This is a genomic window from Nocardia sp. NPDC050175 (assembly GCF_044459885.1).
GTDB lineage: Bacteria > Actinomycetota > Actinomycetes > Mycobacteriales > Mycobacteriaceae > Nocardia.
In genome coordinates this window covers 561,000-577,380 of sequence record NZ_JBITJI010000004.1, presented here as the reverse complement: position 1 = coordinate 577,380, position 16,381 = coordinate 561,000, and the positions used below count along the sequence as shown (strand labels likewise).

Annotated in this window: 13 protein-coding genes and 1 tRNA gene; 5 read left to right on the top strand and 9 right to left on the bottom strand. The window is 64.1% G+C overall.

The window, feature by feature from the left end; translation table 11 throughout:
- Nucleotides 1-139: 139 nt before the first annotated feature.
- Entirely contained in the window at nucleotides 140-1,354 is a 1,215-nt protein-coding gene (locus ACIBK2_RS16955) for an Ig-like domain-containing protein (protein ID WP_396968167.1), read from the top strand.
- A gap of 56 nt (nucleotides 1,355-1,410) precedes the next feature.
- On the opposite strand, the gene ACIBK2_RS16950 is transcribed toward ACIBK2_RS16955, so the two are convergent.
- The 3 genes from ACIBK2_RS16950 to orn all read right to left on the bottom strand — a co-directional run bounded on the left by ACIBK2_RS16950 (nucleotide 1,411) and on the right by orn (nucleotide 2,629).
- On the bottom strand, nucleotides 1,411-1,659 hold the full coding sequence (locus ACIBK2_RS16950; protein WP_396968165.1) for a hypothetical protein: 249 nt from the start codon (nucleotides 1,657-1,659) through the stop codon (nucleotides 1,411-1,413).
- 190 nt (nucleotides 1,660-1,849) lie between these two features.
- A tRNA-His gene (locus ACIBK2_RS16945) sits at nucleotides 1,850-1,922 on the bottom strand.
- A gap of 56 nt (nucleotides 1,923-1,978) precedes the next feature.
- Nucleotides 1,979-2,629, bottom strand: a complete 651-nt coding sequence (orn, locus tag ACIBK2_RS16940) for an oligoribonuclease (protein ID WP_396968163.1) — start codon at nucleotides 2,627-2,629, stop codon at nucleotides 1,979-1,981.
- Nucleotides 2,630-2,817: 188 nt separating this feature from the next.
- Here orn and ACIBK2_RS16935 point away from each other — a divergent pair, with 188 nt between their 5' ends.
- Nucleotides 2,818-4,596, top strand: coding sequence for a helicase HerA-like domain-containing protein (locus ACIBK2_RS16935; protein ID WP_396968161.1), 1,779 nt, complete (start codon nucleotides 2,818-2,820; stop codon nucleotides 4,594-4,596).
- An 81-nt stretch (nucleotides 4,597-4,677) separates the two neighbouring features.
- On the opposite strand, the gene ACIBK2_RS16930 is transcribed toward ACIBK2_RS16935, so the two are convergent.
- The 5 genes from ACIBK2_RS16930 to ACIBK2_RS16910 form a co-directional block, all read right to left on the bottom strand.
- The gene (locus tag ACIBK2_RS16930; protein ID WP_396968159.1) at nucleotides 4,678-5,946 is read right to left on the bottom strand and encodes a diaminopimelate decarboxylase family protein; all 1,269 of its coding nucleotides are present in this window, start codon (nucleotides 5,944-5,946) and stop codon (nucleotides 4,678-4,680) included.
- Between the two features lie 185 nt (nucleotides 5,947-6,131).
- Entirely contained in the window at nucleotides 6,132-7,475 is a 1,344-nt protein-coding gene (lysA, locus tag ACIBK2_RS16925; RefSeq protein WP_396968157.1) for a diaminopimelate decarboxylase, read from the bottom strand.
- Between the two features lie 214 nt (nucleotides 7,476-7,689).
- Nucleotides 7,690-9,126: an RNA-guided endonuclease TnpB family protein gene (locus tag ACIBK2_RS16920; protein ID WP_396968484.1), complete on the bottom strand. Its 1,437-nt coding sequence runs from the start codon at nucleotides 9,124-9,126 to the stop codon at nucleotides 7,690-7,692.
- Nucleotides 9,127-9,181: 55 nt separating this feature from the next.
- Nucleotides 9,182-9,985 carry a mycolate reductase gene (gene cmrA, locus ACIBK2_RS16915; RefSeq protein WP_396968155.1) on the bottom strand — a complete coding sequence of 268 codons (804 nt, stop codon included), beginning with the start codon at nucleotides 9,983-9,985 and terminating at the stop codon, nucleotides 9,182-9,184.
- 34 nt (nucleotides 9,986-10,019) lie between these two features.
- The gene (locus tag ACIBK2_RS16910; protein WP_396968153.1) at nucleotides 10,020-10,241 is read right to left on the bottom strand and encodes a hypothetical protein; all 222 of its coding nucleotides are present in this window, start codon (nucleotides 10,239-10,241) and stop codon (nucleotides 10,020-10,022) included.
- A gap of 346 nt (nucleotides 10,242-10,587) precedes the next feature.
- Between ACIBK2_RS16910 and ACIBK2_RS16905 the strand changes: the two genes are divergently transcribed.
- Together ACIBK2_RS16905 and ACIBK2_RS16900 are read left to right on the top strand one after the other, a co-directional pair.
- A complete protein-coding gene (locus tag ACIBK2_RS16905; RefSeq protein ID WP_396968151.1) occupies nucleotides 10,588-11,034 on the top strand; it encodes a hypothetical protein in 447 nt (148 codons plus the stop codon).
- Between the two features lie 341 nt (nucleotides 11,035-11,375).
- A complete protein-coding gene (locus ACIBK2_RS16900) occupies nucleotides 11,376-14,075 on the top strand; it encodes an NACHT domain-containing protein (protein ID WP_396968149.1) in 2,700 nt (899 codons plus the stop codon).
- Between the two features lie 134 nt (nucleotides 14,076-14,209).
- On the opposite strand, the gene ACIBK2_RS16895 is transcribed toward ACIBK2_RS16900, so the two are convergent.
- On the bottom strand, nucleotides 14,210-15,571 hold the full coding sequence (locus ACIBK2_RS16895; protein WP_396968147.1) for an MFS transporter: 1,362 nt from the start codon (nucleotides 15,569-15,571) through the stop codon (nucleotides 14,210-14,212).
- A 235-nt stretch (nucleotides 15,572-15,806) separates the two neighbouring features.
- Here ACIBK2_RS16895 and ACIBK2_RS16890 point away from each other — a divergent pair, with 235 nt between their 5' ends.
- Complete coding sequence (locus ACIBK2_RS16890) at nucleotides 15,807-16,364, top strand: PadR family transcriptional regulator (RefSeq protein ID WP_396968145.1); 558 nt, start codon at nucleotides 15,807-15,809, stop codon at nucleotides 16,362-16,364.
- The last annotated feature ends 17 nt before the right edge of the window (nucleotides 16,365-16,381 follow it).

Here is a 16,381-nt window from a genome sequence, read left to right as displayed (position 1 = left end):
GGTGCGAGGACCTCGCGCTGGCAGAATGACCGAACGTGGTTTCGATCACGCCGCGGGCACGGCGCGTTGAGCTGTAAGCGGTTGGGATCCGAAGCCATCGGTGTGCTTCTGGTGCGCCGGGACTTGAAACGGGGTTGAGATGAGCGTTGGTCGAGGTCGGCGTCGGTGGGTCCGACATATCGCCGGACCTGTTGTTGTATTCGCGGTGGCCGCGCTGGCCTTGTCGGGGTGCTCGTCGTCGAAAGCGCCGGATACGTCGTCGGTCGTCATCGACCGTAACCCGCTGTTGGAGCTGATCAAGCCGAAGTTGTTGTCCCCGATCAAGGATGGCGCGATGGGGGTCTCGCCGGGCCTGCCGTTGATGTTCCGGGTCGAGGACGGCAAGTTCACGAACGTCACGCTGGTGAACGCGCAGAACCAGCCGGTGGGCGGCAGGCTGGCCGCCGACGGACAGTCGTGGGAGAACACCGAGGTGCTCGGGTACGGCAAGGCGTATCGGCTGCAGGCGGAGGCGATCGGCCTCGGCGGTGCGAGCTCCGCGACCGTGAACTTCACCACCAGCTCGCCGAAGGGCCAGACCCATCCCTACCTGTTGCCCGGCGAGGGCGAGGTGGTCGGTGTCGGCCAGCCGGTCGCGATCTCGTTCGACGAGACCATTCCCGACCGCCAAGCCGCCCAGGATGCGATCAAGATCACTACGGAGCCTGCCGTCGAAGGCGCGTTCTACTGGGTGAACAACCGTGAGGTGCGCTGGCGCCCGGAGCACTTCTGGGCGCCCGGGACGAAGGTCACCATCAACGTGAACGTGTATGGCCGTGATCTCGGCAACGGACTGTTCGGTCAGGACAATCTGCAGTCGTTCTTCACCGTCGGCGACGCCATGGTCTTCACCGCCGACGACAACACCAAAGAGGTGGTCGTCGAGCAGAACGGTCAGGTGGTGCGGACCATGCCCACCTCGATGGGCAAGGACAGCACGCCCACCGACAATGGCGTCTACATCGTCAGCGACCGGTTCGACAAGATCATCATGGACTCCTCGACCTACGGCGTGCCGGTGAACTCGCCGGCCGGATACAAGACGCCGGTCGACTACGCCACCCGAATCTCTTACAGCGGCATCTTCTTTCACTCCGCGCCGTGGTCGGTCGGGCAGCAGGGATACAGCAACACCAGTCACGGTTGCCTGAACCTGAGCCCCGCGAACGCACTGTGGGTCTATCAGAACGCCAAGCGCGGTGACATCACCATCGTCAAGAACACCGTCGGCGGAACCCTTTCCGGCGTAGACGGTTTGGGCGACTGGAACATCCCGTGGCCGCAGTGGAAGGCGGGTAACGCCGACCCGCGTTGAGCGACAACGGAAACGGGCCACCAGTGCGAAACTGGTGGCCCGTTCGTCGTCTTCGCTCAGGGGAGCATGTTGCAGCCCAGATGCGCGTCGCCGATGATGGCCATCGCGCTACCGGTAGCGACACACGCCAGCTTGCCGCTGGACCCACTGCCCGCCGACCCGGTGCCGACGAGCCCGCCCGCCGACCCGCTCGAGGCCGAACCGGAGTCCGGCATCCCCGGCAGCCCGATACCCGCGGTCGCGGTCCCGGTAGCTGCGGTGAAAAGGCTGGCGCCGAAGAAAGCTGCGATAACCGCGGAACGCATCACGACCTGTTGTCTCTCTGGTCAAACCGAGGTGGTGTCCCAGCGACACCGCCCACGCGCCGGAGTCTACGGACGGGTCAGCCGATCCGTCCCGCAATCGGAAGAAGCGTGTTTCACATTGTGACCTGGCGTCGAACGGGCAAATGAAAAGGCCCAGGTTGGGGATTTCTCCACAACCTGGGCCTCTCAGGGTGACCGACGGGACTCGAACCCGCGACAGCCAGGATCACAACCTGGTGCTCTACCAACTGAACTACGGTCACCATCACCGGCTTGAACACCGGCGCCGTCGATATTAGCGTGTCACCCCGTCGAGTCCCTAATCGGTTTCCGACGCGGCGTTGACCTGGGCCGATTCGGCGGGTGTCGCGGCATTGCCGATCTCTGCGGCGACCGCGGCGATCTCGGTGGTGGACGGTCCGGGGGGCGCGACGAACGCGGTGCGGCGGTAGTACTCCAGCTCGCGGATGGATTCCTTGATGTCGGCCAGCGCGCGATGGGCCAGGCCCTTCTCCGGCTGGCCGAAGTAGATGCGCGGGTACCAGCGGCGGCACAGCTCCTTGATCGAGCTCACGTCGATCATCCGGTAGTGCAGATGGGCGTCCACCGCGGGCATGTCGCGGGCGATGAAGCCGCGGTCGGTGGCGATCGAGTTACCGGCCAGCGGCACGGTGCCCGGGGTCGGCACGTACTGCTTGATGTAGTCGAGCACCTGCTGCTCGGCCTCGGCCATGGTGACGGTGGAGCGGCGCACCTCTTCGGTCAGCCCGGAGCGCGCGTGCATGTCGACGACCACCTGCGGCATCGCGGCCAGCGCCGCGTCGTCGGCGTGGATGACCACGTCGACGCCCTCACCCATGATGTTGAGATCGCTGTCGGTGACGAGCACCGCCACCTCGATCAGCTTGTCGCTGTCCAGGCGCAGGCCCGTCATTTCACAATCCATCCACACCACGTATTTATCCGACACGGCAGCAACACTAGCTCTGTTGTTTTTGCGGTGCCTGCGACACCGCGTGTTTGCGGCCCTCTTACTGGGTCGCAAGCCCACACCGGGCGCTGACGGGGATACAGTTTCTGCAGATCGGCACAGGCGTTTTCGGTACGACAGCAAACACTGCGTTAGCAGTTCGAGTCAGACCAGACGGAGGACGTGCGATGACTAGCCCCCAGGAGAAAGCGGCCGCGGCGCGTAAGGCCGCGGAGGCGGCGGCAAAGGTCGCGGCGGAGGCGGCGGCTGCCGCTGAAGCTGCGGAACGCGAGCTTGCCGAGCAAGAGGGCGAGAGCGGGGCGAAGGCGAAAGCGAAGGCCGAGAGCGCGGCGGCCAAGGCCGACCAGACCGCCGCTGCGGCCGCCGAAGCCGCGAGCAAGGCCGACCAGAAGACGGCCGACGCCGACGCGGCGGACCAGCCGAGCGGGGGGTCGGCCGCCGCGCGGGAGATCGCCGCCGGGTACGCGTTCGACGGGGTGGCACTGGAGCTGGGCACCGTTGTGGTCGACGGCGAGGTGGATCCCGCTGCGCGCGTGCGCATTCCGATGCGCACCATGAACCGGCACGGCCTGGTGGCAGGCGCGACCGGCACCGGCAAGACGAAGACGCTGCAGGGCATCGCCGAACAGCTTTCGGCCGCAGGCGTTCCCGTGGTGCTCGCCGACATCAAGGGCGACCTGTCGGGTCTGTCGCAGCCGGGCGCGGAGAACGACAAGCTGAGTGCGCGGGCCGCCGAAACCGGCGCGGAGAACTGGAAGCCGACCGGCTTCCCGACCGAATTCGTCTCGCTCGGCACCAACGGCATCGGCGTCCCGATCCGCGCCACCATCACCTCGTTCGGCCCGGTGCTGCTCAGTAAGGTGCTCGGCCTCAACGAGACTCAGGAATCCACGCTCGGCCTGATCTTCCACTGGGCGGACAAGAACGGCCTCGCGCTGCTCGACCTCAAGGACCTGCGCGCGGTGATCACGCACCTCACCAGCGCCGAGGGCAAGGAGGACCTGAAGGGCATCGGCGGCGTCTCCGCGGCCACCGCGGGTGTCATCCTGCGGTCGCTGGTGAACCTGGAGGCCGACGGCGGCGACACGTTCTTCGGTGAGCCGGAACTGGATCCGAGCGATCTGGTGCGCGTCGCGGGCGGCCAGGGCGTCATCACGCTGTTCGAGCTCGGCGCGCAGGCGGCCCGCCCGGTGATGTTCTCCACCTTCCTGATGTGGGTGCTCGCCGACCTGTTCCAGACGCTGCCCGAGGTGGGTGACGTGGACAAGCCCAAGCTGGTTTTCATCTTCGACGAGGCGCACCTGTTGTTCGCGGATGCGTCGAAGGCGTTCCTGGATCAGGTGGAGCAGACCGTCAAGCTGATCCGCTCCAAGGGTGTCGGCGTGTTCTTCTGCACCCAGCTGCCCACCGACATCCCGAATCAGGTGCTGTCCCAACTGGGTGCGCGCATCCAGCACGCGCTGCGCGCCTTCACCCCGGACGATCAGAAGGCGTTGTCCAAGACGGTGCGCACCTATCCCAAGACCAGCACCTATGACCTGGAGAAGGCGCTCACTTCGCTCGGCACCGGTGAGGCTGTCGTGACAGTACTTTCGGAGAAAGGCGCGCCGACTCCGGTGGCGTGGACCAGGATTCAGCCGCCGCGCTCACTGATGGACACCATCGGCGACGACGCGATCAAGTCGCGCGCACTGTCCAGTTCACTGCACAGCAAGTACGGCCAGACCATCGATCGCGAATCGGCCTACGAGATCCTGGCCGCGAAAGTCGCTGCGGCAGACCAGAGCCCGCAGTCCGCCCCGGCTCCGGGTCGCTCGCCGAAGGAAGAGGACTCCACCGCCGAGCGCATCATGAAGAACCCTGCCGTCAAGAGCTTCCTGCGCTCCGCGGCGACCGCCGCGGGCCGTGAGATCAGCCGCAGCATTTTCGGCACGCGGAAGCGCTGACAGCCGCACGTTTCTCGATTTCCCGCACCTGGAATCGCATGCAATTCGAGGTGCGGGAAATCAGCAGGCGTGCGGCGGTGGTCAGCTCGCGTCGCGGTCGAGCAGGTCCGGCTCGCGGCGCACGAGTTGCGCGTAGTGGCCCTCGCGCACCGCGATGACGCGGGTGCGCGGGGACCCGTGCTGATAGGCGCCGGTGCACGGCACGGCGAGCAGTTCGCCCATCCGCAGGTCGGCGGGCAGCCGGGCGTCGGTGGCGAGGATGACATCCCCCGCGCGGCCCGCGACGGTCGCGGTCACCAGTGGGCCGCTCGCCCGCCGGTTCGCCACCACCATGCCCGCGAAATCGCCTGTCCTGGTGCGGGTCTCGCTGTCGATGACGACGGAGACGTGCCCGCCGTCGCTGTACTTGACCGACAGCACCCGATACAGGGTGACCCCGGCCCGCGCCACGATCCCACGCCCCGGTTCGAGCGCGACGTTCGGTCGCGGGAAGTGCTGCCGCGCACACGCCGCGTCGAGGGCGTCCTCGATGATGGCGGACAGCTCGGTGAGATTCATTTCGGCGTCGCCGTTGCGGTAGGCGATCGCGTGCCCGCCGCCGAGATCGAGATCGGTCAGGATGCGGTCGTGGTCGTGCCGGACCAGCGCCATCTCCGCGACCATCCGGCGGATCGCCTCGCCGTAGTGATCGGGGTTGTAGATCTGCGAGCCGAGGTGGCAGTGGAAGCCGATCAGATCGAGCATCGGCGTGCCGAGCACCTGCGCTACGGCCGTGGCGGTGGCGTCGCCGAGCGGGAAGCCCGCCGGGTTGTCCTGCGCCGAGTCCCGTTCGATGCCGGGCGAAACCCGCAACAGCACCCGCTGCGGCCGGTCGGCGACGGCGGCGAGCAGGTCGAGCTCGGTGCGCGAGCCGACCACGATCCGGCCGACCCGCCGGGCGACCGCGATCTCCAGCGTCTCCCGGGATACGCCGTTGGCGTGCAGGATGATTCGCCGCGGATCGACGCCCGCGTCGAACGCGGCGACCAGCTCGCCGGGCGAGCACACGACCACCGAGAGCCCCTCGTTGGTGATCCAGTCGGCCACCGCGCCGATCAACAAGGCCGTTGCGGCGTAGGCGATCTCGGCCTCGGGGAAGGTCTTGCGATACGCGCGGCAGCGCTGTCGCACCTCCCGCTCGTCGAGCACCCGCGCGGCGGTGCCATAGGTTTCGGCGATGTCGGTCAGCGCGACGCCACCGACGACGATCCGACCCTCGGCGTCATAGCGCGCATCGGAGGGCCATACCGCGGAATCCAGGTGCGCGGCCGTGCCCGACCGCGTCGGCGCGAAGAAGTCCACAAGCGTCACGGGTGCTCTCCTGATCCGCTCCCCGCTTTCTCCATCTGCGGGGCCTACCAAGAACTACGCCCCGGAACCGGGCGCGGAAAGGGCGCTTAGCGCAACATTGACCACCCCCGACCTGATCTTGACGAATCGCTGACACGCCGGCCGCGCGGCGGGCATGCCGCGCGGTCCGGGGTGGGTCGGTCAGCTCAGCAGCCGATGTCGCGGCACATCAGGTCCGCGACGGTCTCCCGGCGCACCAGCTCCCGGCACTGCCCGTGGTACACCGCGACGATCGGCGGCCGGCCGACGCTGTTGTAGGACGAGGCCAGGCTGTGGTGGTACGCGCCGGTGCACGGCATCGCGAGCACCTCGCCGGGCCGCAGGTCGACCGGCAGCTGCACGTCGGTGGCCAGGATGTCGCCGGACTCGCAGAAGCGGCCCGCCACGGTCGCGGTCATGCTCGTGCAGGTCGGGTGCCGGTTCGCCACGACGACGCTGTAGCGCGCGCCGTACAGCGCGACCCGCGGGTTGTCGCTCATGCCGCCGTCGACGGTGACATAGGTGTGGCCGCCCTCGATGTGCTTGACCGACAGCACCCGGTACAGCGTCACGCCCGCGTGCGCGACGATGGCGCGACCGGGCTCCAGCGAGATGTTCGGGCGCGGGAAGTGCTGGCGCGCGCAGGCCGCGTCGAGGGCGTCCTCGATGATGGCGGCGAGTTCGCCGAGGTTCATCTCGGCGTCGCCGGTGCGGTAGGCGACCGCGTGGCCGCCGCCGAGGTCGAGCTCGGTGAGCAGGTGTCCGTGGTCCTGGCGGACCCGCGCCATCTCGGCGATCACTCGGCGCACCGCCTCGCCGTAGTAGTCCGGGTCGCTGATCTGCGAGCCGAGGTGGCAGTGGAAGCCGATCAGGTTCAGCTTCGGCTGCCGCATGATCCGCGCGACCGCCTCCGCGGCGGTGTCGCCGCCGATCGGGAAGCCGAACTTCTGATCGGTGACGCCGGTGCGCACCGCGGGATGCCCGTGCACGTCGATGCCGGGGGACAGGCGAAGCAGCACATTCTGCGAGTCGGTGACCAACGCGGAGAGCAGCGTGATCTCGGCCAGCGAGTCGACCACGATCCGGCCGACCCCGGCCTTGATCGCGGCGGTCAGTTCGTCGAAGGATTTTCCGTTGCCGTGCATGATGATTCGGCGCGGGGCGACGCCGGCGGCCAGCGCGATGGCCAGTTCGCCGGACGAGCACACGTCCACCGACAGGCCCTCCTGGGAAACCCAGTTGGCGACCGCGCGGATCATCAACGCCTTACCCGCGTAGATGATCTCGGCCTCGGGGAAAGCCTTGCGGTAGGCCCGGCAGCGCTCCCTTACCTCGCGCTCGTCCAGGACATAGGTCGGAGTGCCGTACTGATCTGCGATGTCGGCCAGTGCTACCCCGCCGATCGTGATCCGGCCCGCGTCGTCGTAATGCGTGTCGCGCGGCCATACGGCCGAGTCGAGGCGTGAGGGCATCCCCGACTTCAGCGACGGGAAGATTTCCAGCAGCGTCACGGTGTCTCCTGTGTGCGCCCCCGCTATTCCGTATGCGGGGCCGCTGTCAGGACTACGCCGCTTTCCTCTTGGGCAAACGTCCAGCTTACGAGTGCTTGACGACCGGGGGCCCGATCTTGACGGATCCCTGACCCGGTCGTGACGGGGGTCTCCCTGCAGCGTGTCTCCCAATCTGTGAGATTGGCAGTCACCGTCGTTCTCCGACGTCCTCGGCTCACGCTAGTACAGCGCGAGCGTTGGTTTCCGCGTCATCCGGGCCGGTTTCACCCACACAGATGTGTGGGCCAGTGCCTTCCCGTCGGCGGACGTTGGTGACCGGGGCTCGTGCTTCGCGCTCCCGGACCTGGGATACATGATGTTGCTCGCCCCAGGCGGCGAGGTTGACCGCGGCATTACGGTCGCGGTCGAGTTCGTGTCCACATCCGCACCGGAAAACCCGGTCGGTGAGAGTCAGTGTGCTGTTGGGAGTGCCGCAGCGTGAACAGAGCTGACTAGACGGATACCAGCGATCAGCCACAACCACTGTCCCGCCGCGCCAGGTCTGCTTATAGATGACCATGCGTGCGAATTCAGCCCAGCCCGCGTCGCTGATCGCCCGCGCCAGACACCGGTTGCGCAGCATCCCTGCGACGTTCAAGTCTTCGAGAACAAGTCGGTCGTGGGTTTTGACCAACTCGGTGGAGACCTGATGTAGGAAATGCTGTCGGATATTACGGACACGTGCGTGATGACGGCCCAACCGAGCAGTCGCCGCACGTCTGTTGTTGGAGTCCTTCACCTTCCGCGACACCGACCTGGCGAGACGGCGCTGCTTACCAAGCCCGGCCACCAACGCTTTCGGCGGGTCAACGATCCGGTCGACCTCACGACCATCAACGGTCGCGGTGACCACGAACGCCGATAGCCCTCGGTCCACCCCGACCCAGCCACCGCGGTCGGCGGCTTTGTGGGTCCGATGACACATCTGCGGAGGCAACTCGGCCGCCTCCACATTGACCGTGACCCACCACCGCCCGGCCCGCTGACTGATCGTGGCGAACAAGATCTTCGCCCGACCCGAACCCAGCATCCGCCGTAACCGTCGTGTGTCGTCGTGCACTCTGACCAGCCCGATGCCGGGCAAGGTCACCGACCGCGCACAGTCGTTGTCGCCGACCCGGATTGAGACTCGTCTGCCCTGAGAACCCTTGTTACGCACCCGGAACGAGCGGCCTGTCGTGGCTTTCCGCTTGAATCGGGGAAACCCGACCCGACGCCCCTTACGGGTGCCGCGACGTGAGTCCGACCACGCTGCCAACGCACGCGCGCAATCGAGGGCTGCTTCCTCGAACACCTGCTGGCATACCCGACCCCGCCAGACGAGCCCGGTCACCGCGACGACGACTGTACCGGCCCCATTGACGGTAAAGACCCGTCCGGCGTCCTCGGTCTTCTTCCACCGATTGAAATGATTGATCAGATCGAACCCTGACCACGGCACCGACACCGCCGGATCAGCTTGACGGGCGGTCAACGCCAACTTGACCGCGCCCAAGCATTGATTGAATGCGAACCGTGCCGCCCCTGCATGCCGTGACAGCACCACCTGCTGCTCGACCGGCGGGTCCAAGCAGAACCGGAATGATGTGTGCCGCACCACACCCAGCAGCATCCCACCAGCCACCGACAACAACGAGACCCTACCGGCAGGCATTAAGAAACACGACCTAGCCGCCGAGCTTCTTGTAGAAGGCGCCCGCGATCGGCGCGGTGACCGCGCGCGGACCGTACTGGCCCGCCACGCTCATTCCCTTGCTGATCAGGCCCGGAACGATCCGCATCTTGTTGCGGGCCAGCGCGTCGATGGACACCTTCGCGGTGTACTCCGAGGACACCCACATGAAGTCGGGCACCAGCCGGTCCACGATCGACGCGTCGGCCGGATCCGGCACATCGGTGCGCACCGGGCCTGGAGCGAGCAGCGTGACATTGACGCCGGAGCCCTTGAGTTCACCGCGCAGCGACTCGGAGAAGGTATTGGCGAACGCCTTACTGGCCGCGTACGTGGCATTGTTCGGAATCGGCATGTTCCCCGCCGCCGACCCGCTGATCAAGATGCCGCCACCCCCACGAGCGATCATCCCCGGCAGCACCGCAAGCGTAAGATCATGCACCGCAACAGCATTCAGCTCCATCTGGGAGCGCTCATAACTCGGATCCAATTCGGCGACCGCCCCGAACGTGGCAATCCCCGCGTTGTTGCACAAAATCGCGATATCCCGCGCCGACAACTCCTCCACCAGCGCCCCCCGCTGCGCCCGATCGGCCAAATCCACCGCCCGCACCTCAGCCGCGATCCCATGCGCCAACGTCAACCGCTGCGCCAACTCGGTGAGCACCTCACCCCGCCGCGCCACCAGGATCAACGAATACCCGCGCGCGGCAAGTTCAGCGGCCAGCGCCATCCCGATGCCAGACGAGGCACCGGTAACAACCGCACGATTCTCAGAAGTAGGGGAGGGCAAGCTCACGCCAGGAGCCTATGCGATCCACCCCCGCCGCCCCCTAGTCGAGGTGGCTCTTGCCGAGCAGTTCACCGATGGCCGCGGGCAATGTCAGCTTCACCACGTATGCGAGGCGGTCGGCATCGTCGCTGAGCGCACGTCCGAGCCCGGCCATCTGCCAGAACGTCGCCCAGCCTGGCCGCGGTCCGTCGAAACGGGGCCCGCGCAGACTCACTTCGGCATTGAGCTCGGGGAGTCGCTCCGCGCCGGGGTGCCCTAGCATCGCGCTGCGGGCGGATCGGGCCGTCGCGGAGTTCGAAGAAGTGACCTGAAATTGCAACAGTGTTGTCGAATCAGGAAGAAGTCAAGCCTATCCGGATGGCGCTGTGACCAGACTGTCCGTCAATCGATCGACCGCCGAAGCGCAAAGGAAACGGTAACCTTGAGGTGTCTCCCGTTTGCCGGGCGACGATAGCTCACTGGGACCGAGAGGCACAATGGTTCCCCGACACTTACCGACAACCTGACGTATCAGCGCGCGGTGCGCCCACCGCGAATTGACACTATAACGACTCTTTGTTCTCGCATTGCCTGCAACGGCCGAGGTTTCACAAAAGGAAGCGACATCGATGATTGACACGGTGATTGAATACCTGTCTGCGTATCTCGGGGCGAAGGCGGCTGGTATCGCGAGCCGTGCCGGCAACGAAGCAGATGGCCTCGTCGATAGTAACCTGAGTAAGGTCTATGATTGGGTCAAGTCCAAGCTGCGTCACCTGCCCTTCGCGGACGCAGCGATGCGGAACCTTGAGGCTCACCCCGATGAACGTGCTGCTCAGGAAATGGTCGCAGGGTGCCTCGACCGTGTTCTGGCCGAAAATCCCGAGCTCGCTTCGGAGCTCGCTGAACTAGTCGAAAATATTCAACAATCCGATTATCAGAATAATGTCCAGTCGGTTGCGTCGAAAACTGGCCCCGCCATCGGCGGGGATGTTAACTTTCACACGGGTAGCGGGGCTGCCGCCGTTCAAATGGGCGACGTCGCAATAACTTCCCATCCTCAAGTCCACCCTTAGATGCCGGGACTGTAGCGGGAGCGGGTAGCGGTCCCGGCGACAATTACCGCTCGATCACTATCGCGGATCTCGTTAAAGCCGGTTCGACCGGCGATGTCAGTATCAGCATTAATTCGCCGAACGCATCGGTCTCTAGTATGGGCGACAGCGGCCCGGTCGCCAATATAAAGGGTAGGTACGGTCGAATCGCGCGTATGCTGCGGGCAAACCTGGATTATGAGAGTCGCGGAGACATAGAGCTGGATTCAGAAGTCGTCGACTTGACGGCCATCGTCGACGTTGATCCGATGTTGAGTCGACTCCGGCGTCGAACGAGAAGACTGGAACCGATACTTCGAACAATGCCGGTCTCGCGTGCCCTCAATTCCCGCAGCACGCTGTTGCTGGTTCAGGGTCCACCGGGATCAGGTAAGAGTATCGCGCTCCGTCAGCATGCTCGAAAGCTACTAAATGAATGCCTGTCGGCGTCCGATGAGCATGTCAAATTCACCCGACGTAGACCGCTGGCCATCTATGTGAACCTGCGGCGTTTCGATCCAAAAGTAATCAGCGCCGCTACTTTGGAGTCATATATCAAAGCGGAGGCAAATTCATATAATGCTGCAGAGCTTGCAGAATATCTAAGGAGTTCCGACTTTCAGGCCGACATCACAAACGGAAAGATTGTATTTGTGCTCGACGGATTCGACGAGATACCGGAAATTGTCGGTAGCACCACCATCGACTCTGTTGTCGATCCGTACGTCAGGGCCATCGAATCTTTCATCGGGGGATCTCAGTCTTCGTGCATCGTCGCATCCCGTGAGTACAAGGGACCGCGAGTGCCGGGTTGGCGGTCAGTCCAACTCATAGGTCTATCTCACTCGCAGCAGCTGGCTTACCTGCGAAGGCGTGGAGTATCGCCACAGTTGATCTCGGAACTCAAGCCGCTGCTCACAGATCAGCGGATGGATCTCGCGAAGGAGCTCCGCTTTCCATTGGCGCTCGCCCTTCTCTACCGGCATATGCATAAGTCGCCAGAGTTGCCGTCGCGCGTCGGAGTACTTTATGAGTCATACATCTCGGAAAGTATTTCCAGTACGCTGCGGGATGATGGCAGCGGCGAACAACTTCGTGAAACGCTCGAGCGCATGGCATTCAATCTGACTATGTCACGCGAGCCGGGCCTTGCTGTCGATCCTGCGACATTTGTCGCATCTGCGGCCGTGCATTCACACGACACGAGCCACCCCTTGGCGTGGCCGAATTTGCTATCCGCCGCCCTGCGCAGTCGCATGCTATTCGAGGTCAGGAATGCGACGGGTAACGAACTGCTCCGGTTCGGTCACCGCCGTGTCCAGGAGTATTTTGCGACACAGTATGTTTTGAAGCATCCCTCATCGGTTGATATACACGAACTGGCGACAAGTCCACAGTGGCGCGAGACGGCCGTGACGCTATTCCAGGTCGGGGAGGAGGATCAGGTCAACGCGCTAGATCGAGAAATTGCCTCCGGCTTGGCCGAGGAAGAAGAACGACTCACCTCGACATTCGGCGATTTCGAATGGACCGGCCATTCGGTTCACCTTCTCGAACTTGCCACGGCGGCGCTCGGCAGCGGTCGTATCGTTCCATCGAGAGAGTTGCAGACGAGTGTTGACCGTCTGACACGTACGGCATGGCAGTGCGGAACTCTTGGCGATAAGAAATTCGCCCTGGATTGTCTTCCTGTCGAATCTGAAAACATGCAGCTCGACGATATCGAATCGGCATTCTCGGGAAACAGTGGCTGGCTTCGGTCGGCGGCGTTGAGGGAGTGCGGCTCAATTCGGCCGCTTCCGGGCGAGCTGGAAAGTCTGATTCGACGTCTCATTGTTACGCTACTACTACACGGGCGTGGGCGACGCGATGTCGATGCTATCGACGCCGGTCTGGTCGGTCTTGATGAGGGTGAGGACTGGATCAGACTCAGAAAAGCGGTATTCCGGTTGCCTCGATTGGTGATCGCGATCTGTCTCACGATGGCGCTATTAGCTGCAGTTGATTCGGGAGAGCCATTTGCGTACCATACGCTGCGGGCGGTCCTCATCTTCTACTTTGCAATGCCGATCGCATTCTTTTGGATGTTCGTAGCCAGCACGCCGATCAGTTTTCGTTCAGAGCCGTCTGCATTGCGCCGGTTTTTATCGCGAGTATTTTCACGCTACGGAATGGCGTACATGGACGATGCGGATTCCAGTGAGGCCTGCCTTTACATTCTGTCCTTTATCTTCGTATCTGTATATGCATTCAATGCTGTCATGATCACTATCGACATCATCAGGGGCGAATATCGCGACATTCTGGTGCTCGCCCTCGGGGGTGTATTATACACTTATGCATGGGCGTGGGGTCTGGCGTGTGTTCATGGGTTCAGGTTCTCGTGGCCGATCCTCTACTCCATACTCAGATATGCAACCGCGCCGTGGTCATTCGTGTGGATGTCTGTGCGAACGCTGACAGAAATAGGCGCCAGATTTTTGATTGTCACCTTTATTAGGTCATTCGTAACGGGTGCGTTCTACCTAACGCTTTTCTACGGCACATTCTATGTGTTGCGCACATATGCCGGATGGATTGGCCAGGAGATTGCGAGCTGGTTATCTATATCGTTGACCCTCGTCCTCCCGGTCCTCTTGTGTGCAGCGCTCGTCCGTGAATTTCTGTCGCGTCGTAGGGTCAAGAAGTTGTTCGAGCAATCACGATTCAATGACGTCCAAGGTTTTCTCGTCGGGCTGGCACGGCTTCGGGACTCCGTCGAGGTGTCTGATTACCTTCGGCTGTGGAGGACCCAAAAGACAGCAATTGTCAAGCGTTTCGATCGACGAGTTATTCGTTGCCTTTCCATGCTCGCCGCTGGTGTCGATGACGATACAGCTTTCGAATTGGCAATGGGAAATGCGCCACAATCCGTGGCGCTCGCATTTTCGAACGGGCTGCTCTCTAGGGAAATTATCCGATCCTGGGGAAACGAGACCCTCGATGAATTGGGAAAACTAGACGAGCTGGCGCGAGCTAGATAGCGCCGGCTCGCGCCCTTTCAATGCACGAACGGTGATCAACTCAGCGACCTCACCACGTATCGTCTCGACTTCGAGAAGTTGACACCAAGGATAGCCGCCCCGGGGTTCCCGGTCGGCTGGAGAGCTTGGCTAGGTCAGTTGGGCTGCTCGTTGGCACCTGGAGAGGCGGCGATTGCCGTGGGGTCGGGGGAGCGGACGGGGAGTAGGGCGATTAGGCCTAGGGCTAGGACGAGGGTTAGGCCGATGATGCCTGCTCGGTCGTTGTCGAAGAACCAGACGAAGAGGCCGAAGAAGGTGGGGGCGAGGAAGGAGACGGCTCGGCCGGTGGTGGTGTAGAGGCCGAAGAGTTGGCCCTCGCGGCCGGGTGGGGCTAGGCGGGCGAGGAAGGAGCGGGCGGAGGATTGGGCGGGGCCGACGAAGACGGTGAGGAGGAGGCCGAAGATCCAGAACATGAGTGGGCCGGAGACGACGAGTAGGGCGAGGCCGCAGATGATCATCGAGGCGAGGGAGACGACGATGACGATCTTCGGGCCGCCGCGGTCGTCGAAGCGGCCCGCGACGATGGCGCCAAGGGCGGCAACGACATTGGCGGCGATGCCGAACAGGAGGACGTCGGAGTCGGCGATGTCGTATACCCGAACGGCAAGCACCGCACCGAAAGTGAACACGCCGGCGAGTCCGTCGCGGAAGATCGCGCTGGCGATCAGGAAGCCCGCGGTGCGCCGGTCGGCCGCCCACAGTTCGCGCAGGTCGCGCACCAGCACTCGATAGGATCCGAAGAACCCGGCGTTGGCGGCGCCGGGATCGGCGTCGGTGCGCGGCAATTCGGGCACCGCGAACAGCACCGGCAGCGCGAACGCGGCGAACCAGACCGCCGCCACGATGGCGACGAGCCGGATGTTGAGCCCGTCGTCGGTGGGTATGCCGAGCAGTCCGCGACTGTCGCCGCTGCCGGAGATGAAACCGAAGTAGCAGATCAGCAGCAGGAAGATGCCGCCGAAATAGCCCATCGCCCAGCCGAATCCGGATACCCGGCCGACGGTCGCCGGTGTCGACACCTGACGGAGCATGGCGTTGTAGGGCACGCCGGCCAGTTCGAAGAACGCCGAGCCGAACCCGAGCAGCACCAGCCCGAGCCACAGATAGTGGTAGTCGTCGTGCACGAAGAACATCAGCGTCATCGACCCGATGCAGAGCCCGGTCAAAACGGCAAGGGAGCGTTTACGTTTCGCGGACGCGTCGAACCACTGCCCGCTCACCGGCGCCGTCACCGCGACCACCAGCCCCGCGATCCCGAGCGCCCAGCCCAACCACGCGCTCGGCGAAATCCCGCCGGGCAGATCATCACCGACCTTGTCGGTCAGATACACCGAGAACACGAACGTCAGGATCACCGCGTTGAACGCCGACGACCCCCAGTCCCAGAACCCCCACGCCACCACGTGCCCGCGCCCGGCGGCCTGCCCCACCGTCGCCCGCGCGTCCACCTCGCTCATGGCTCCACCTCGCTAGCGCTTGCCTCCGCCATGCGCGATGCACACTGCAACACTGTTCGCTCGCTCACGACCGCTCCTCGCAGGGGCTCGGCGATGCGCGCTGCACCACACTTCGCTCACTCATTGCCGCGCAGCCTAGTGCGATTTCGCCCACACAACGGGGTCAACGCCCGACACCGAACTCAAGGTATGCACTCAGTTGCATAGTACCGAGTGTCACGGTTACTCTTGCCGCATGGCCCTCGAGCACGCGTTGCTGGTTTCGCTGACCGAGCGGGCCGGCTCGGGGTATGAGCTGGCGCGCCGCTTCGACAAGTCCATCGGGTACTTCTGGAGCGCGACGCATCAGCAGATCTATCGCGTGCTCAAGCGCATGGAGGAATCCGGCTGGCTGAACAGCGAGTCGGTGACCCAGGAGGGCAGGCCGGACAAGAAGGTGTATGCGGTGAGCGCGGCCGGTCGCGCCGAGCTGGCCCGCTGGATCGCCGAACCGTCCGACACCGGTACCCCGCGCAACGAGCTCGCGGTCAAGATCCGGGCCGCCGCCTACGGCGATATCGGCGCGCTGCGCACCGAGGTCTCCCGCCATCGCGACGACCATGCCCAGCGCCTCGAGGTCTATCGCCTCATCGAGAAACGCGACTTTCCGGCACCGGATCAGCTCTCCGGTACGGCTCTGCACCAGTACCTCGTCCTGCGCGCGGGCGTCCGCGTCGAGGCGGGGTTCGTCGAATGGTGCGACGAAGTTCTGCACGCCCTGCATCCGCCCGCGACAGCCCCGCGCGCGGATTGACCAACGGAGAAAGGTGA